At 58.5% G+C, this 16,965-nt stretch carries 17 protein-coding genes and 1 pseudogene; 10 read left to right on the top strand and 8 right to left on the bottom strand.

The genetic code is table 11. The features are described 5' to 3' along the window. The first annotated feature begins 19 nt into the window (after nucleotides 1-19). Nucleotides 20-1,498, top strand: coding sequence for an MFS transporter (locus CKW23_RS11055; RefSeq protein ID WP_095067713.1), 1,479 nt, complete (start codon nucleotides 20-22; stop codon nucleotides 1,496-1,498). Here the strand turns inward: CKW23_RS11055 and CKW23_RS11050 are convergent. From CKW23_RS11050 to CKW23_RS11035, 4 genes are all read right to left on the bottom strand, one after another. Then, a complete protein-coding gene (locus CKW23_RS11050) occupies nucleotides 1,464-1,688 on the bottom strand; it encodes a hypothetical protein (protein WP_025259954.1) in 225 nt (74 codons plus the stop codon). The two genes, CKW23_RS11055 and CKW23_RS11050, sit on opposite strands and share 35 nt — an antisense overlap. 115 nt (nucleotides 1,689-1,803) lie before the next feature. Next, a complete protein-coding gene (locus tag CKW23_RS11045) occupies nucleotides 1,804-1,998 on the bottom strand; it encodes a hypothetical protein (protein WP_025259955.1) in 195 nt (64 codons plus the stop codon). Nucleotides 1,999-2,067: 69 nt separating this feature from the next. After that, nucleotides 2,068-2,538, bottom strand: a complete 471-nt coding sequence (locus CKW23_RS11040) for a hypothetical protein (RefSeq protein WP_025259956.1) — start codon at nucleotides 2,536-2,538, stop codon at nucleotides 2,068-2,070. Nucleotides 2,539-2,686: 148 nt separating this feature from the next. Then, a complete protein-coding gene (locus tag CKW23_RS11035) occupies nucleotides 2,687-3,307 on the bottom strand; it encodes a LysE family translocator (protein WP_025259957.1) in 621 nt (206 codons plus the stop codon). 166 nt (nucleotides 3,308-3,473) lie between these two features. On the opposite strand from CKW23_RS11035, the gene CKW23_RS11030 reads away from it, so the two are divergent. Beyond that, on the top strand, nucleotides 3,474-3,956 hold the full coding sequence (locus tag CKW23_RS11030) for an Lrp/AsnC family transcriptional regulator (protein ID WP_025259958.1): 483 nt from the start codon (nucleotides 3,474-3,476) through the stop codon (nucleotides 3,954-3,956). A gap of 19 nt (nucleotides 3,957-3,975) precedes the next feature. Here CKW23_RS11030 and CKW23_RS11025 read toward each other — a convergent pair whose 3' ends face one another. The 3 genes from CKW23_RS11025 to CKW23_RS11015 all read right to left on the bottom strand — a co-directional run bounded on the left by CKW23_RS11025 (nucleotide 3,976) and on the right by CKW23_RS11015 (nucleotide 5,600). Beyond that, nucleotides 3,976-4,272, bottom strand: coding sequence for an RcnB family protein (locus CKW23_RS11025; RefSeq protein WP_095067567.1), 297 nt, complete (start codon nucleotides 4,270-4,272; stop codon nucleotides 3,976-3,978). Between the two features lie 71 nt (nucleotides 4,273-4,343). Continuing rightward, entirely contained in the window at nucleotides 4,344-4,643 is a 300-nt protein-coding gene (locus tag CKW23_RS11020; RefSeq protein ID WP_025259960.1) for an RcnB family protein, read from the bottom strand. A gap of 99 nt (nucleotides 4,644-4,742) precedes the next feature. Further along, entirely contained in the window at nucleotides 4,743-5,600 is an 858-nt protein-coding gene (locus CKW23_RS11015) for an SDR family oxidoreductase (protein WP_025259961.1), read from the bottom strand. A 90-nt stretch (nucleotides 5,601-5,690) separates the two neighbouring features. Here CKW23_RS11015 and CKW23_RS11010 point away from each other — a divergent pair, with 90 nt between their 5' ends. Next, nucleotides 5,691-6,110 (top strand): helix-turn-helix domain-containing protein, encoded by a 420-nt coding sequence (locus CKW23_RS11010; protein ID WP_025259962.1) that lies wholly within the window; start codon nucleotides 5,691-5,693, stop codon nucleotides 6,108-6,110. 135 nt (nucleotides 6,111-6,245) lie between these two features. Next, nucleotides 6,246-8,135: a penicillin-binding protein 2 gene (gene mrdA / locus CKW23_RS11005; protein WP_025259963.1), complete on the top strand. Its 1,890-nt coding sequence runs from the start codon at nucleotides 6,246-6,248 to the stop codon at nucleotides 8,133-8,135. Nucleotides 8,136-8,141: 6 nt separating this feature from the next. Here the strand turns inward: mrdA and CKW23_RS11000 are convergent, their stop codons facing one another. Continuing rightward, on the bottom strand, nucleotides 8,142-9,404 hold the full coding sequence (locus tag CKW23_RS11000) for an MFS transporter (protein ID WP_025259964.1): 1,263 nt from the start codon (nucleotides 9,402-9,404) through the stop codon (nucleotides 8,142-8,144). Between the two features lie 202 nt (nucleotides 9,405-9,606). Between CKW23_RS11000 and CKW23_RS10995 the strand changes: the two genes are divergently transcribed. The 6 genes and pseudogenes from CKW23_RS10995 to CKW23_RS10965 form a co-directional block, all read left to right on the top strand. Then, the gene (locus CKW23_RS10995) at nucleotides 9,607-10,518 is read left to right on the top strand and encodes a LysR substrate-binding domain-containing protein (protein ID WP_025259965.1); all 912 of its coding nucleotides are present in this window, start codon (nucleotides 9,607-9,609) and stop codon (nucleotides 10,516-10,518) included. Nucleotides 10,519-10,678: 160 nt separating this feature from the next. After that, on the top strand, nucleotides 10,679-11,293 hold the full coding sequence (locus CKW23_RS10990) for an antibiotic biosynthesis monooxygenase (RefSeq protein ID WP_095067566.1): 615 nt from the start codon (nucleotides 10,679-10,681) through the stop codon (nucleotides 11,291-11,293). Between the two features lie 145 nt (nucleotides 11,294-11,438). Further along, nucleotides 11,439-13,277 (top strand): amidohydrolase, encoded by a 1,839-nt coding sequence (locus CKW23_RS10985; protein WP_025259967.1) that lies wholly within the window; start codon nucleotides 11,439-11,441, stop codon nucleotides 13,275-13,277. Nucleotides 13,278-13,333: 56 nt separating this feature from the next. Further along, nucleotides 13,334-13,957, top strand: a complete 624-nt coding sequence (gene ycaC / locus CKW23_RS10980; protein WP_025259968.1) for an isochorismate family cysteine hydrolase YcaC — start codon at nucleotides 13,334-13,336, stop codon at nucleotides 13,955-13,957. A gap of 519 nt (nucleotides 13,958-14,476) precedes the next feature. Next, a complete protein-coding gene (locus CKW23_RS10970) occupies nucleotides 14,477-14,797 on the top strand; it encodes a hypothetical protein (RefSeq protein ID WP_025259969.1) in 321 nt (106 codons plus the stop codon). Between the two features lie 473 nt (nucleotides 14,798-15,270). After that, nucleotides 15,271-16,965: pseudogene (locus CKW23_RS10965) on the top strand (filamentous hemagglutinin N-terminal domain-containing protein); the annotation flags it as partial.

Below are 16,965 nucleotides of genomic sequence, written 5' to 3'. Positions count from 1 at the left end.
TCCTTGAGTGAAGCCGGCCATGACCACCATTCCGCAATCCCGGCAGGGGCGTGTCTTCGAGACGGATCTGCCTGCGCGGCTGGATCGGTTGCCGTGGGGCCGGTTTCATACTTTGCTGGTAATAGCCTTGGGGATCACCTGGCTGCTTGACGGCTTGGAGGTGACCCTGGCCGGCTCTGTGGCGGGTGCTCTGAAAGACAGCCCGGTTCTCAAGCTCTCCAACAGTGATATCGGCCTGGCCGGTGCGGTGTACATCACCGGTGCGGTGCTGGGTGCACTGTTCTTCGGTTGGCTGACCGACCGCCTCGGGCGTCGCAAGCTGTTTTTCATCACCTTGCTGCTGTATGTGGGGGCTACAGCCGCCACAGCGTTTTCATTCAATCTGTGGAGCTTCCTGCTGTTTCGCTTTTTGACCGGCATGGGCATTGGCGGTGAATACACCGCAATCAATTCGACCATTCAGGAGTTCACGCCCGCCCGCTACCGCGGTTGGGTGGACCTGAGTATCAATGGGACGTTCTGGCTGGGCGCAGCCCTTGGCGCCGGTGGTTCGATCCTGCTGCTGGACCCGCAGTGGCTGGGAGGCGAATTGGGTTGGCGGCTGTGTTTCGGCATTGGCGCCATTCTCGGACTGTTTATCCTGCTGATGCGTCTCTGGCTGCCGGAAAGCCCGCGCTGGCTGCTGATCCATGATCGACCCGAAGAAGCCTGGCGTATCGTGGAGCGGATCGAAGCCGATATGCGTCGTCAGGGGCATGTACTGCCCGAGCCACAAGGTCGACCGTTGCGTTTGCAGGCACGAGATCACACGCCGCTGGGGGAAATAGCCCGAACCCTGCTGGTGACTTTCCGTCAGCGTTCACTGGTCGGGCTGACCCTGTTGACGGCCCAGGCCTTTTTCTACAACGCGATTTTCTTTACCTACGCCCTGGTGCTCACCGAGTTCTATGGTGTCCCGTCAGCACAGGTCGGCTGGTATGTGCTGCCTTTGGCGCTGGGTAATTTCTGCGGGCCGCTGCTGCTGGGGAGACTGTTCGATGTCATCGGGCGGCGGATCATGATCAGCTCCACTTACGCGATTGCCGGTGTGCTGCTGACCATCAGTGGTTATCTGTTTGCTCAAGGGCTGCTGGATGTCAGACAGCAGGCCATTGCCTGGATGGTGATCTTCTTTTTTGCCTCGGCCGCTGCCAGTTCTGCTTACCTGACCGTGTCGGAAACTTTCCCGCTGGAGATTCGTGCCTTGGCCATTGCCGTGTTCTATGCCTTTGGCACTGGCCTGGGAGGCATCATTGGCCCGACGCTGTTCGGCCAACTGATAGAAACCCAGGATCGCGACAATGTGCTCATCGGCTATCTGATCGGGGCTGGGCTGATGATGATCGCTGCTCTGGTGCAGGCCATCTGGGGCGCGGCAGCCGAGCGCAAGTCGCTGGAGGAGGTTGCCCGGCCCCTGTCACAGGTCAGAGGGCAGGAGGCGTCTGATCGATCAGCCTGACAACGCCGCGCAGATCCTGGACCGAAGCCTGCAAGCCTTCGATATTGGCGCTGACTTCAAGCATTTCGGTCGGGCGGAAGGTGTGTTGCAGGTACATGACGTGGCCTGCCAGATTCATTGACACCTGCTCCAGATCGTTTGCTGTCCGTTGCAAATACTCCTGAATGTCTTTCAGTGGTTCGATTTGCACCAGCTTCTACTCCAGCAGTTGCGTGCCAATGGTTTGATTGAGCCCCGTCCGTTGGAGTGTATGTTCTGTATATCGGCAATAGTGGCACAGTGCTTTAGTTTATTTTGTCAACCGCTCACAGCTCGTCGGATTCCGAATACGAATCCAGCAGTTCAGCCAGCGCACGGGTGCGTTCAAGGCCGCTGGTGGTAGACATGATCTGCGCTACGGCTTCAATGGCGTCCGCCTTGGCTGCGGCGCGCTCGGCATCGGTGTTATTGGGCGTGGCGTCCTGCGCGGCTTCAATAATCGATTGCTCAAAGGTGTTCATGGTTCTCGCTCTTTGGGGCAAATGTCTTTGATACCCATAGCGGGCCGTTATTTCAAGTCTCAGCTTTGCTCAGTCTCCCTCGTAGGGGAAATCCTGCAGGGTCTGCACCAGAGATACATCGTCCGGTCCTTGAAGGTTGTCCAGCACCCAGCATTGCCCGCCCGGGTTCCTGGCCAGCAGCAGGCGAGTGCTCTGGGTGCTCGCGCCCAGCGGATAAACCATCTCGACCACGGCCTGTTTGTCGGAACTGGACACCAGCTTCCACTCGGTCGCCTGGATGACCTCGTTATCCTGGGTTCCGGTCCAAGGATCGGCGCTGATCGCGCACTGGTCGCCTGGCTGCTGGCAACTCCAGTCCTTCTTCAGCAGGCCCAGCAAGTTCTTGGACAGATACTCCGGTCCACCTTTGCCACTGACATAGAAATCATGGTGATTGGTGTAGATCCAGCGTGCCGTATCGACTGGAGTGCCAGCAGGGCAGGCGGCCTGAACGGCGGTTGAAAATACACAGGCAAGGACGATGGCAAGAGATCTGGACATGGAGCGAAACTCGGCAAATGGGTAGTCGATGAAGATGTAACATTGATGAAACAGTATTTGGAGGCCAAGCGCGGGAAAAAGCAATGGTTTTGGCTGCCCAAATGGCTATCGGGGGCCAGATTGATCCGGGCCCATCATTTCACGGGAGTCAACGGGCCAGCATCGATGCAGCGGCCATCAGCATGATTGCCGCTGCGCCGCGAAACAGCTTTCGCTGAGCGGACTGGCCCGAGAGTAAATGGCGGATTCGGACGGCTGCAAAAATGAACAGCGCTCCGAAAGCCAGTAGCACCAGGACGGTAAGCGGAACCAGCACCAGCGCCCAGGTTTTTAACGAGACAGCTTCCAGATTGATGGCCAGCGGCAGAAGCGCCAGGTAGAAGGCGATGGTTTTCGGATTGCTCAGCGTGATGGTCAGCCCGGAGAGGGCTGCGGACAGCAACTCCTTCTTTGCGGTTTTCTTGCCTGACTCCATGGCCTGATGGTCGGCGAACCAGAACTGCCAGGCCAGATAGCAGAGATACAGGGCCGCGCCCCAGCGCACCACCTGAAACAGCGCGTTGAAGTGCTCGGCGATGAGTGCCAGCCCGAAGACTGCAAACGATAGGTAGGTCAAATCACCCAGGATCAGCCCGCACAGCAGGCAAAAGCCTGAAAGCGTGCCGCCACTGACGCTGCGCGCTACCAGTGCTGCCATACCGGGGCCGGGAATGGCGGCGGCAATGCCCAGGGCAGCCGAATAAGTCAGTATTTGGGTCATATCCAGCATGTTTATCTCCTGAAGGGGGCGAGCCTGTAATCCGCTCCTCGGAAGTCGTGTCGCTTCGAGGTCGAAAAATGCTACGTCCTTCACTCGGGGAAAACTTGTCTGTTTTTATTGCTTGTTACGCTGAAACAGGTAGAAGCTACCTGTTTGATATCGAAATGTGGAATTTATGACCGATCAAGCGCTGAGTCTGACAGATGTCCGGATTCTCACGGCTTTGCAGCAGGATGGCAGGGTCACCAACCAGACCCTGGCCGAGCATCTCGGTATGTCGGCTTCACCCTGCTGGCGCCGGGTAAAACAACTGGAAGAACATCGCTATATTCTGAGTTACAAGGCGGTGCTGGACCGACGCAAGATCGGGCTCGGTGTCATGGTGTTCATACGGGTCAGTATCGACAGCCACAGCGAGGCCGAAGCGAAGAAGTTCGAGCAGGAGGTCATGCAACTGGAGGATGTGGTGGCGTGTTACAGCATCGGTGGCGATGCGGATTTCCTGTTGCAGGTGGTGGCGCGGGATCTGGATTCGTTTGCCGACTTTGCCATGACCGCCATCCGGAGGTTACCTGGTATCAAGGAAATGCAGAGCATGTTCGTGCTCAAGGAGATCAAGCCTTTTGTATCCTTCCCTGTCAAAGGCCCTCAAGCCTGAGGGCGTGTGCTCTGACTGTTCATCTCGGCGCTTCGACAATCTCCAGAACTTTGCCGGTACTGATCTGCACAAGGGCGTATTTGTCCTGAATGCGCACCCACTGGCTATTGGTACCTGGTGACTTCAGGCCTTTGGCTTTCCAGTCGTCCATGGCGGCCTTGGAGCTCTGGAATCTTTGTGGCACCAGTGAGCCGACGTCCAGTTCCTGATAGATGGTGCTGGATGCTTCAACCCGTTGTGCCGCCTGAGTGGGCAGGGTGGTGATGGCGAAGCAGCCCAGCAGTGCCATGCAGGCGGTCAATGATTTGCTATTCATGTCAGGCTCCCGGTCCGGTGAATGGTGGGTTTATGCACTGGGAGCTGCTACATTGCAAATCATTCGGTGGGTTACTTTTTCGAGACAGGAACGATATCGACGATTTGCCCATTGGTGATCTGCACGCGGACATATTTGTCATTGATCCGCACCCACTGGCTTTCTTTGGCGGGCTCGGCGAGGCCTTTGCTTTTCCAGTCGCTGATGGCGGCGTCGGGGCGCTGGAATTGCTGCGGTGCCCGTGAGCCCAGTTCCAGTTCGTGCATGTTGTCTGCGGACTCTTCGACTTTCTGCTCCGCCTGTACAGGCAGGCTGGTGAAAGAGAAGCAGCCCAGCAGGGCCATACAGGCGATCAACGATTTGCTGTTCATGTCAGAGACTCCCAGTCTATTGATTCATGGCTTTATGCCGGTTGCATAGACTGGGACCCTGGTCACCGTAAAACATTCGATTGGATATGACGCCCTTGATTATCCAGCCAGGGCAGCAGCAATGCTCACTGATACCGGCGTGGTGGCGCGGCCTGTGAGAGTGCTGAGCTGACGGCTGTCATCATAGAGCGCGCCTTTGGATGCGCCGCTGTCGGAATCGGCCAGCAGGTGAGCAATCGGTTGGGGCAAACCGGCGTTTTCCAGCGCGCCCTGATAATCGGCCTGTGTGAGGTTCACGTAAGGCAGGGTTTTTCCGCTCTGTTGCGACAACTGCGCGGCGAAGTCGGTCAGGGTGTAGGACTCATCGCCAGCCAGCTCGTAGACACGACCTGCCTGGTTCTCGTTTGAAGTCAGGACCACTGCGGCGGCTTCTGCATAGTCCTGGCGGGCTGCCGAACTGATGAGGCCATCGCCTGCGCATCCATAGACCGAACCGAGGCCCAGGGCTGCAGGGATGCCTGCTGTGTAGTTTTCGTGGTACCAGCCATTGCGCAGAATAACGGTAGGTAGGCCGCTGTCGCGCAAGGCACTTTCGGTTTCGGTGTGCTCTTGTGCCAGGCCCAATACAGAAGTATCGGCATGGAGAAGGCTGGTGTAGGCTAGCAATTTGACATCGGCACGTTTGGCGGCGTCGATCACGGCCTGGTGCTGTGGCAGGCGCTGGCCTACTTCGCTGGACGAGATCAGCAGCACCGTGTGCGCACCGGCCAGGGCACCGTCGAGCGTAGAAGGCTGCGAATAGTCCGCATGGCGAATCTGCACGCCCAGCGCCGCGAGGTCGGCGGCTTTTTCCGGGCTGCGTACAGCCGCGACGATCGTTGAAGCCGGAACGCGCTTGAGCAGTTGTTCAATGACGAGACGGCCAAGCTGGCCGGTTGCACCTGTGACGACGATCATGAGTGGACCCTTTAGCTCATTGAATTGAAGTGAAAGGCCAGCATAAACTTTAAGCTAACCTTTCGTAAGTACTGACTAAAAGGTAAGTATATGAGCCACCTTCTAAGTGACCCTCGGTCTTCCGAGTCATCGAACGCTATCTGCGGGCGTCAGGGTGAGCTGATGGCCGCCGAGTGCCCGTCACGCAGTGTGCTCAGTCATGTGTGCAGCCGCTGGGGGGTATTGGTGCTGGTGGTGTTGCGCGATGGAACCCATCGTTTCAGCGAGATCCGCCGCAAGATCGGTGGCGTCAGCGAAAAAATGCTCGCCCAGACCCTGCAGAATCTGGAATACGATGGCTTTGTGGACCGCAAGTCCTTGCCGGTGGTGCCGCCTCATGTCGAGTATCGCCTGACGCCCATGGGGGAGGAGATCGCCTTGCAGGTCGAAACCATGGCTCGCTGGATAGAAGGAAACATGCCACGCATCATGCAGGCCCGTGAAGCCACGGCCGAGCCGCTGCTGGAGTAGTTCCTCTGTTGGGGCGTGGTGCTTCCTCTCGGCAGACAATCCCCTGCAACCCTCAACTTCTTGGTATCGTGCGCGCCGTAATATTTACTTACATATGTCGTGCGCGCCGTTTGTCATTACCGAGAAGCTGTAGAAATGCCCAATCCCATTCCTCTGAAGGATCATGAGACAGAGAGTCGCCTGGTCAATTTGCGTGTAGTGGCCTGTGCGTTGCTGGTCATAACATTGAGTTGTTGCCTGATCGCTCGCATGTACTTTCTGCAAGTCATCGAGTTCGACTATCACTCCACCATCTCCGAAAACAATCGGGTGCATGTGCTGCCGATACCGCCGGAGCGCGGCTTGATCTATGACCGCAATGGCGTGGTGCTGGCCGACAACCGTCCCAGCTTCAATCTGACCCTGACCCGCGAGCGTGCCAACGACTGGCACAAGGTCATCGACGAGTTGATGAGCATCCTGTCGCTCCCCGACGAGGACCGCATCCTCTTCGAGAAAGAGCTGAAACAGGTACGCCACCCGTTTGAACCCGCCACCTTGCTCTACGAATTGACTGAAGAGCAGATCGCCTTGCTGGCGGTCAATCAGTTCCGCTTGCCGGGTGTCGATGTGGCGCCGCAGTTCATTCGCCACTATCCCCTCGGTGCGCACTTTGCTCATTCGATTGGCTATGTCGGGCGTATCAACGAGAAAGAATCCAAACAGCTGGACACCGATTACCGTGGCACCCAGTCCATAGGCAAGACCGGCATCGAGCGTTTCTACGAGTCCGAACTGCATGGGCATGTGGGCTATGAAGAAGTCGAGACCAATGCCCAGGGCCGTGTATTACGAGTGCTCAAGCACACCGATCCGACCCCGGGCAAGAACATCACCCTGAGCCTGGATGTGCATTTGCAGGAGGCGGCCGAGAAGGCTCTGGGTGATCGCCGTGGTTCGGTGGTGGCGCTGGACCCTGCAACGGGTGAAGTGCTGGCGATGGTCAGCAAACCCAGCTTCGACCCCAATCTGTTCGTGACCGGCATCAGCTTCAAGCAGTACGCCGCGCTGCGTGATTCCATCGACCGGCCATTGTTCAACCGGGTGCTGCGGGGCCTGTATGCGCCCGGTTCGACGGTCAAGCCCGAGGTGGCGATTGCCGGGCTTGATACAGGCGTGGTCAATGCTTCTACCCGGGTGTTCGATCCTGGGTATTTCCAGTTGCCGGATTTCGATCACAAATACCGTAACTGGAACCACAGCGGCGATGGCTGGGTGGACATGGACACCGCGATCATGCGTTCCAACGACACCTATTTCTACACCCTGGCCCACAAGCTGGGCATCGACCGCCTGCATGACTACATGGCCATGTTCGGTCTGGGCCAGAAAGTCTCGCTGGACATGTTCGAGGAATCTGCAGGTCTGATGCCTTCGCGGGAGTGGAAGCGGGCGACGCGCCGTCAGGCCTGGTTCCCCGGCGAAACAGTGATTCTGGGCATTGGCCAGGGCTACATGCAGGTCACGCCGCTGCAACTGGCTCAGGCGACTTCATTGATCGCCAGCAAGGGCGTCTGGCATCGTCCGCACTTGGCTGTCGAGGTGGGGAATGTGGCGCCGGTGGATGAACATCCGATGCCCAATATCGTGCTGCATGATCCGAACGAATGGAATCAGGTCAATCTGGGCATGCAAATGGTCATGCACGATCCGCGTGGAATTGCCCGTGACGCGGCCAAGGGCGTGCAGTATCACATCGCTGGCAAGAGCGGCACCGCGCAGGTGGTGGCGATCAAGCAGGGTGAGCGATACAACCGCCTCAAGACTCTGGAGCGCAACCGGGACAACGCCTTGTTCGTCGGCTTCGCCCCGGCCGAGCATCCGAAAATCGTGGTTTCCGTCATGATCGAGAACGGCGAGGCGGGAGGCCGGGTTGCGGGGCCTGTGGTCAGGGAAGTCCTCGATGCCTGGTTGCTGGACGATGCCGGCAAGCTCAAGCCGCAATATGCAGCGCCGGGCAAGGCTGAAGGTCCTCCCCATGCGTGAGGATGTTCATTTGCCTTGCGGGCCGGTTTCTCGCAGGAAAACGGCCAGCACCATGGCGATCACGATACCCGCCAGCAGGTAGCTGCCTGCCTGCTGGAAGACCGAAAGGGACAGGTCGCCACCTGCGGCGATTCGGGTCAGCAGATGGCCGAATACCGGTGTCAGCAGGGCGCTGAAGGTAAACACCAGAAAGTTGATAGCACCGGTTGCACTGCCTTTCACGTTGTCCGGGTTGACCTCCTTGATGATGGTGTAGGGAATCATCGCGGCTCCCGAACCAATGCCCAGCAGCAAACCGAACAGGTAAGGCGGGGCGATGCCGGCGGGCAGATACAGAATCGCGGCACAGGACACCAGCATCAGCAAGGCACCGGCCAGCATGACCGGCTTGCGCCGACCCATCCGGTCCGAAATATAGCCCAGCAACGGACAGCCGATCACCCAACCCAGCGGAACCATGCTGCTGCGATTCACCGCCTCGGCATAGCTGATGGACAAACCTTCGCGCAAGAAGGGAACACCCCAGATCATGTCGCCTATGGTAGTCGGCAGAAACAGCAGGCCTGCGCTGAAGCCACAGAGATAGGACTGAGGGTTGCTCAGCACCTGTTTGTATGGCGTGAGCAGCGAACCTGCCGAACCACTGCTGTTGACCGGCCCAGGATCATGACCTTTGGGCGTCGCGATCAGTACCAGAATCGCAACCACCGCCAGGCAGGCTGCGGAAATGAACCAGAACTGCTCCCAGAGGATCGTGCCGTGAATCAGTGGCCCGACCCCGAACTGCCCGGCAAAACCGCCCAGCATGCCGAAGCATTGGGTAAACCCCACGGCGGTTGCCAGATAGCGCGACGGAAAACCGTGGGTGGCCAGATAGACCGCTCCGATAAAGGAACAGGCCGAACCTGCGCCCTGCAGCAGGCGCCCGATCTGCGCGGCCTGCAATTCGCCGAGGCCGAACAGAGCTGCACCTGAGGCGACCATCAGGATGCCCAGAGGAATCACATACTTGGCACCCAGGCGATCCAGTGCAGCGCCCGCGAGGATCGAGAACACCGAGTAGGTGTAGTAATAGAGCCCGATCAGGGCGCCGATTGCCACCACATCCTTGCCGAATGCCTGGGTCAGCTCCGGCATCATCACGCCGGGCGCAGAGCGTAGCGAATACTGAATGAAGTAGAAGAGGACGCAGAACAGCCAGGCAATGACAAAGCCCGTATGCAACCGCTCTGAGCGTATGGACAAGGTTGCGGAGGAGGCGGGTGGCATGGTGGTGGCTCGCTTACAGCAAAAGGAGATTCCATACCATAGCCCGCTTTGGCAGACATGACCCTGCGGCAGGTCAACAAACGATGTTGTAACGCTTATTGCAGAGCGGTTGCGGGGGATATTAAAAGCACAGGCATACAAGGTTTGTGCAAGCCTGTCATGCCTACTTGAGCCTGCCCATATCCAGCCTCTGGAACCTTGCATGAATCGCAATGATCTACGCCGCGTCGATCTGAACCTGTTGGTGATTTTCGAGGCCTTGATGTTTGAACGCAACCTCACCCGTGTCGCCGAAAAGCTATTTATCGGCCAGCCAGCGGTGAGCGCTGCGCTGGGTCGCCTGCGTGACCTGTTCGACGATCAACTGCTGCTGCGCAATGGCCGGGCCATGGAGCCTACAGCCAGAGCCCTGGATATCCTCAAGGAAATCCGGCCTGCGCTGGATACCATTTCCGGCGCGGTCAGCCGGGCCAAGGAGTTCGATCCTTCCACCAGCAGCGATGTCTTTCGCATCGGTCTGTCCGATGATGCCGAGTTCGGTTTGTTACCGCCCTTACTCAAGCAGCTTCGTGAAGAGGCTCCCGGCATCATCGTGGTCATTCGCCGGGCCAATTACCTGCTGCTGCCTGCCTTGCTGGCCTCAGGGGAAATCTCGGTAGGTGTCAGCTACACGGTGGATCTGCCCGCCAATGCCAAGCGTAAAAAGCTGCGCGAAATCGGCTGCAAAGTGATTCGTGGTGATGCCCGTCCGGGTGCCTTGAGCCTGGATGAGTACTGTGAACGACAGCATGCGATGGTGTCGTTTTCCGGTGACCTGAGCGGCAATATCGATCTGGACCTGGCCAGAGTCGGACGTGCCCGCAAGGTGGTATTGGCCGTGCCCCAGTTCAATGGCTTGCGCGCCTTGCTGGCCGGTACCGAACTGATTGCCACCGTCCCGGATTACGCGGCCTGTGCGCTGGTTGAAGGGACTTCATTGCGCGCCGAAGATCCGCCATTCCCTATCGTGCCTGCCGAACTGTCGATGGTCTGGAGCGGTGTGCATGACAACGACCCTGCAGAGCGCTGGCTGCGCTCGCGCATTGCTCACTACATGGCAATGCCGATCATTTAAGGCCTTCGCGAATTCATTCGCGAAGAGCGAGGGTATCAATCCAGATACAAGACAGCACATACATTCAATTTCCGGCCTGTAATCAACGGCACTATCTCCCTCGGTCAAGCACATCGTCTGGCCTGGAGATTTTCATTCTGTATTTACGGAGCTGCCGGTCATGTCCGATCCCATTCGTCTCGATGCACAAGCAGGTGTCTTGAACAGCGCGATCTTCAATGAAGTCGTCACCCTGGTCATCAAGCACCGGATCAAGGCCGGACAAGAGGCGGCTTATGAGGCCTGGCTGCGCCGCATCGTCACTATTGCCGGTAGCTATCCGGGACATCTGGGTGTGGATGTGATCCGCAGAAAGTCCGGCGGCCTCCATCTGTTTACCTGTGTCCTGCGTTTTCACTCCACCGAAGCCATGCAGAGCTGGCTGGACTCCGATGAGCGGCGGCAACTGGTGCAGGAGGCCGCGCCTATGCTTGCCGATGGTGATCAGACGCAGGTCAACCCGCATAACGAGTTCTGGTTCACCCCGGTGACCGATGACGTCGGGCCACCGCCACGCTGGAAGCAGGCGTGCGTGACCTTCTTGGTCATCCTGCCGTTGAGCCTGTTGATTCCCCTGCTATGGAAGCCGGTTTTTGCGCTCATTCCATGGCTGTCGGGTTATCTCGTCAGCAACGCGCTGGTGACGGTAACCATCGTTCTGCTGGTGGTTTATCTGTTGATGCCTGCCGCTACACGCCTGTTTGCCCCTTGGCTGAAGACTCCACAAGGAAAGTGAACCCATGAGTGATGAAAAAACCGATTTACAGCGCAGGCGCTTCATTGCCAAAGGCTCATTGCTGAGCGCCGCTGCGGCGATCCTGCCTGCCTTGCCATTCTCCGGTTATGCCGGTGCTTCCCAAACTTTTGCCAAAGGTGCTGCAATGAATGTCGAACTGATTCTCTTCAACGGTCAATTTCATACGGTCGATCGTGAAAAGCCCAAGGCCAGTGCTGTGGCGATCAGTGGCGGACGTTTTGTGGCCGTGGGCACCGAGGCCGAGGTGATGGCGTTGCGCGGTAGCGCCACTCAGGTCATCGATCTGCAGAAGCGTACGGTGATTCCCGGTCTGAACGACTCACACCTGCATCTGATTCGCGGTGGACTCAATTACAACCTGGAACTGCGCTGGGAAGGCGTTCCGTCCTTGGCCGATGCCTTGCGCATGCTCAAGGAACAGGCCGACCGCACACCGACGCCACAATGGGTGCGTGTTGTGGGCGGCTGGAATGAATTCCAGTTTGCCGAAAAGCGCATGCCGACTCTTGAAGAACTCAATCAGGCGGCACCCGATACCCCGGTATTCGTGCTCCACCTGTATGACCGCGCCTTGCTCAACCGCGCCGCCTTGCGAGTGGCGGGCTACACCCGCGATACCCCCAATCCGCCCGGTGGCGAGATCGTTCGGGATTCCCAGGGCAATCCCACTGGCATGCTGGTGGCCAAACCCAATGCCATGATCCTGTACTCGACCCTGGCCAAGGGACCGAAGCTACCGCTGGAGTATCAGGTCAACTCGACCCGACAGTTCATGCGCGAACTCAACCGCCTGGGCGTCACCAGCGCCATCGATGCGGGTGGCGGCTTCCAGAACTATCCCGACGATTACGCGGTGATCGAACAACTGGCCCGGGAAAAGCAGCTCACGGTACGGATTTCCTACAACCTGTTCACCCAGAAACCCAAGGAAGAACTGGCCGATTTCAAGAACTGGACCAGCTCGGTCACTCTGCATCAGGGCGACGATTTCCTGCGGCATAACGGGGCAGGGGAGATGCTGACCTTCTCGGCTGCCGACTTCGAAGACTTCCTTGAACCTCGTCCGGACCTGCCGCCTGGCATGGAGCAGGATCTCGAGCCTGTGGTCCGGCATCTGGTCGAGCATCGCTGGCCGTTCCGGTTGCATGCGACCTATGACGAATCCATCAGCCGGATGCTGGATGTCTTCGAGAAGGTCAACCGCGATATCCCGTTCAATGGCCTGCCGTGGTTCTTCGACCACTGCGAAACCATTACTCCCCGCAATATCGAACGGGTCCGTGCGCTGGGCGGTGGCATTGCGATCCAGGACCGCATGGCGTTCCAGGGCGAATATTTCGTCGACCGTTACGGTGCCAAGGCTGCCGAAATGACGCCGCCGATCAAACGCATGCTGTCCGAAGGCGTGCCGGTGGGGGCGGGCACTGACGCTACACGGGTTTCCAGCTACAACCCCTGGACGTCGCTGTACTGGATGGTCAGCGGGCGCACGGTGGGCGGGCTTGAGCTGTATCCCGAAGGCTTGCCTCGTGAAACCGCCCTTGAACTGTTCACCCACGGCAGCGCCTGGTTCTCGTCCGAACAAGGCAAGAAAGGCCAGATCAAGGTTGGCCAACTGGCGGATCTGGTCGCCTTGTCGGCGGACTACTTCAGTGTCGAGGAAGAGTCCATCAAGTGGATCGAGTCGGTGCTGACCGTCGTTGATGGCAAGGTCGTCTTCGGCTCCGGCGATTTCGAGAAACTGGCTCCAACGAGTCTGCCTGTGCTGCCGGACTGGTCGCCGGTTGCAAAAGTCGCCGGGCACTGGCGACCAGCATCGCCGGTACTGGCCCAGGTTCACCAATGCAGCGGCCCTTGCGCCGTGCACTCCCACAGCCATGAGCGCGCACGGCTTTCCAGCGTGCCGGTCAGCGACTTCCAGGGGTTCTGGGGCGCGTTTGGCTGTTCATGTTTTGCGTTCTGATTGTTTCACCCTTGCATGCAAACACCGGATGTCGATAAAAAACCAAGGAGTCAACCATGAGCACCCCGTACAAACGCTTGAACAAAGATGACGCAGCCGTTCTGTTGGTCGATCACCAGACTGGCCTGATTTCTCTGGTCCAGGACTTTTCGCCCAACGAATTCAAGAACAATGTCCTGGCTTTGGGCGATGTAGCCAAGTTCTTCAACCTGCCGACCATCCTCACCACCAGCTTCGAACAAGGCCCCAACGGCCCGCTGGTGCCTGAACTCAAGGAAATGTTCCCGGATGCCCCGTACATTCCGCGTCCAGGACAGATCAATGCCTGGGACAACGAGGATTTCGTCAAGGCCGTCAAGGCGACCGGTCGCAAGCAATTGATCATCGCAGGTGTGGTGACCGACGTTTGCGTGGCATTCCCGACCCTTTGCGCTCTGGCCGAAGGTTTCGAAGTGTTCGTGGTGACCGACGCTTCCGGTACTTTCAATGAAACGGTCCAGCAGGCCGCGTGGGCACGCATGACTGCTGCGGGTGCGCAACTGGTCAACTGGTTCTCGGTGGCCTGCGAACTGCAGATCGACTGGCGCAACGACATGGAAGGTCTGGCCAATCTGCTTTCCCAGCGCATCCCCAACTACCGCAACCTGATCAACAGCTACACCGCTTTCACTGCCCGCTAAAACCGGCAGCCCCTCTACGTCGGCAGTGACCGGATAGTCACTGCCGACGCTTCTTTTGCGGGTTTCAAAAAATTATGTAGTGATCAAAAATAATCACTACATATTGGTTGACGCCTGCCTTTTCCTTTTGCATTATGCAGCTGTCTCCCTGATCGGGAGCGCTGGAAAAGATGTACTGAACAGGCTCGGCAAGCCGTCGAGATGTTCCCCGGATGCAGGCTGCCCACAAGGCAGATTGATGAAGCTGACCCGGCATGGCCCGTCCGACAGGGCGAGCAGCTGGCGAAACGTCCTCATGATACTTGTGGCAGACCTTGTAACGGTCGCCAGCCAGGTCTTTGGCTTTCGCTACGCTCTCCCTCCGTGACGCCTCCCTGTTGTAGTGGCTTTATCTAAAGGCTACCTGCATGTCCTCTGGGTCGGGTTGCAAGACGTGAACATGACGCACTGTCTCTCACCCGACAGGCAAGTTTATCTATCAATGGTCTTAAACAGGTTAACGAGCGAAGGAGCATCAACATGAATATCAACAATCATCCAACTATTGATGAACTGGCTCGTCTGTTTGCAGCGCGCAAAGATACTCTGGACAGCCATATCCTCTGGATCGAACACTCGGGTGAGGTCCATATCGACCCCATGTCGCCCTGCACGGCAGAGAGCGAATTTCAGGAAAACCACCCGCAAATGCTCGCCTGCCTGAAAATGTTCCGCAGAGGGCAGGGCTATGTCGGCAAGAAGGCCGCCGCTGATACCGAGTTCATGAAGGGTCTCTTGCAGAACCTGAAAGATGAATGGCAAAACGCTAAGAAACAACAGCGCTTTGTTCGGGTCGCCTGATAAATACGGCCAATAAAAGACACAGGATTATTTAAATATGCCCTCTTATTGAGGGCATTTTTTTAACGGCGTTATTAGTCTTTAAAAGATAAAACTGACAACCTTCTTGCAGCCCCACACTTTCTTGCCGCTTGCCGCTTGCCGCTTGCCGCTTGCCGCTTGCCGCTTGCCGCTTGCCCGCGTACCAAACCCGACACACGGTCGATACAGAAATTTGACGTCATAATGATGGCAATCTACAATCGCGCCGAATTTGATATCAATATGATATTGCAGGGATTCGCGCAGTGTACCTATCCACCCAAAGACGGCTTCGCCAGTCCTTCACGCTGCCACTCCTCTGGTTTCCCCGGCCATTCCCGCTCCCACCTCCGGTGAGCAGAACCTGATCTGCCGATCAGTTTTCGCCTTGAACTGCGAACTGCTTTTCAAAATCTTTCCAGACTTTCTGATTCCCGCAGGAAAACTTCCGCATGGACGCCAAGCACCTCGCCTTCCTGGCCCGTCAACCGTCGGCCCGTGTCCAATCGCGTGAACACTTCTGGGGCCTGCCCAAACGCGGCATTGCGCTGATCCTGGCCAATGCCATGTTCTGGCAGCCGATGTGGGCACAGGCCGACGGGATTGTGGTCAGTGGGTCGGGGACCGGCCTGGCGCAGGCGGGCAATGGCGTGCCGATCGTCAATATCGCGACACCCAATGCCACTGGGCTGTCGCATAACCAGTTCCAGCAGTACAACGTCGACGCTCAGGGCCTGATCCTCAACAACATTGCCCAGCAGACCGGCGCGACCCAACTGGGCGGGATCATCGTCGGCAACCCGAACATGAACAACGGGGTGGCGGCGCAGGTCATCCTCAACGAAGTGGTGGGCGCCAACGCCAGCCAGCTCAAGGGCTACACCGAAGTGGCCGGGCAGGCGGCGCGGGTGATCGTGGCCAACCCCTATGGCATCACCTGTAATGGCTGCGGTTTTCTCAATACTCCGCAGGTGACCCTGACCACCGGCAAGCCGGTGCTCGACAGCAATGGCGGTCTGGTGCGTTTCACTGTCCAGAACGGCAGCGTGGCCATCGAAGGGCTGGGCCTGAACGCCGATAACGTCGATCAGTTCGACATCATCACCCGCAGCGCGAAGATCAACGCCGAGCTGCACGCGAAAAAGCTCAACATCATCGCCGGTCGCAACGACGTCGATGCCCAGACCCTGCGCTGGCGGACGACGGCAGCGCCAAACCGGAGCTGGCCATCGACAGCTCGGCCCTGGGCGGCATGTACGTCGGGGCGGTGAAGCTGGTGGGCACCGAGGCGGGTGTCGGGGTGAGGCTGGCGAGCAATGTGGCGGCCAGTGCCGGTGATATCCAGATCGATGCCAACGGCCAGCTGACCCTGAGCCAGGCGGTGGCCAGCGGGGCGGTGGCGGTGAAGGCCAATGCGGTCGAGGTCAAGGGCCCGCTGTATGCAGGCACCTCGCTGTCGGTCACCACACCGGGCGATCTTTCGATTCAGCAGAATGTCGCGGCGCGGGATGTCGTCACACTGTCCAGCACCGGCCAGTTGACCAACACCGCCATCATCGAAGCGGGCATCAATCCCGACAACAGCCGCAATACCACCGGCGATGTCGTGCTGTCGGCGGGCAACCTGACCAACACCGGCAGCGTCGTGGCCAGCCGCGCCCTGCAGGCGACGGCCAGCCAGACCCTGAACAACCAGGGCGGGACCCTGAGCGGGCAGGCCAGTACCCGGATCACGGCCACGACCCTTGATAACCGCCAGTCCGGGCGGATCATGAGCCAGGGCGGCAGCGTCGAGGTCACGGCCAGTGGCGTGTCGAACGGCCAGAAGGGCCTGATCTCCAGTGCGGGCACGCTGACGATCAATGCTGCCTCGCTGGATAACCAGCAAGGCGTGGTGCGCAGCACGGGCGCCTCGACCCTGACCGTCACCGACGCCGTGGTCAACCAGGGCGGCGAAGTGCTGAGCGACACGGGCCTGACCCTCACCAGCGGTCGCCTGGACAATAGCCGCAGCGGGCGTATTGCCGGTAAAGGCGTGACCGTCACCACCGGCGCCTTCGACAACCACCTGGACGGTCGCCTGACCAGCACCGAGGCCTTGCGCCTGACGGCGGCGCAGGTGAATAACAGCGAAGCGGGGCGCATCG

Origin of the sequence: Pseudomonas sp. Irchel 3A18, assembly GCF_900187465.1 — a bacterium.
Classification (GTDB): domain Bacteria; phylum Pseudomonadota; class Gammaproteobacteria; order Pseudomonadales; family Pseudomonadaceae; genus Aquipseudomonas; species Aquipseudomonas cichorii.
The sequence above is the reverse complement of the archived record's forward strand: the minus strand, read 5'-3'. Positions and strand labels throughout refer to the sequence as shown.

Coding starts and splice junctions, on each gene's coding strand:
- CKW23_RS10970 (WP_025259969.1), top strand. CDS start 14,477: ATGAATATCAACAATCATCCAACTATTGATGAACTGGCTCGTCTGTTT.
- CKW23_RS11000 (WP_025259964.1), bottom strand. CDS start 9,404: ATGCCACCCGCCTCCTCCGCAACCTTGTCCATACGCTCAGAGCGGTTG.
- ycaC (WP_025259968.1), top strand. CDS start 13,334: ATGAGCACCCCGTACAAACGCTTGAACAAAGATGACGCAGCCGTTCTG.
- CKW23_RS10990 (WP_095067566.1), top strand. CDS start 10,679: ATGTCCGATCCCATTCGTCTCGATGCACAAGCAGGTGTCTTGAACAGC.
- CKW23_RS11045 (WP_025259955.1), bottom strand. CDS start 1,998: ATGAACACCTTTGAGCAATCGATTATTGAAGCCGCGCAGGACGCCACG.
- CKW23_RS10985 (WP_025259967.1), top strand. CDS start 11,439: ATGAATGTCGAACTGATTCTCTTCAACGGTCAATTTCATACGGTCGAT.
- mrdA (WP_025259963.1), top strand. CDS start 6,246: ATGCCCAATCCCATTCCTCTGAAGGATCATGAGACAGAGAGTCGCCTG.
- CKW23_RS11020 (WP_025259960.1), bottom strand. CDS start 4,643: ATGAACAGCAAATCGTTGATCGCCTGTATGGCCCTGCTGGGCTGCTTC.
- CKW23_RS10995 (WP_025259965.1), top strand. CDS start 9,607: ATGAATCGCAATGATCTACGCCGCGTCGATCTGAACCTGTTGGTGATT.
- CKW23_RS11030 (WP_025259958.1), top strand. CDS start 3,474: ATGACCGATCAAGCGCTGAGTCTGACAGATGTCCGGATTCTCACGGCT.
- CKW23_RS11025 (WP_095067567.1), bottom strand. CDS start 4,272: ATGAATAGCAAATCATTGACCGCCTGCATGGCACTGCTGGGCTGCTTC.
- CKW23_RS11035 (WP_025259957.1), bottom strand. CDS start 3,307: ATGCTGGATATGACCCAAATACTGACTTATTCGGCTGCCCTGGGCATT.
- CKW23_RS11015 (WP_025259961.1), bottom strand. CDS start 5,600: ATGATCGTCGTCACAGGTGCAACCGGCCAGCTTGGCCGTCTCGTCATT.
- CKW23_RS11055 (WP_095067713.1), top strand. CDS start 20: ATGACCACCATTCCGCAATCCCGGCAGGGGCGTGTCTTCGAGACGGAT.
- CKW23_RS11040 (WP_025259956.1), bottom strand. CDS start 2,538: ATGTCCAGATCTCTTGCCATCGTCCTTGCCTGTGTATTTTCAACCGCC.
- CKW23_RS11010 (WP_025259962.1), top strand. CDS start 5,691: ATGAGCCACCTTCTAAGTGACCCTCGGTCTTCCGAGTCATCGAACGCT.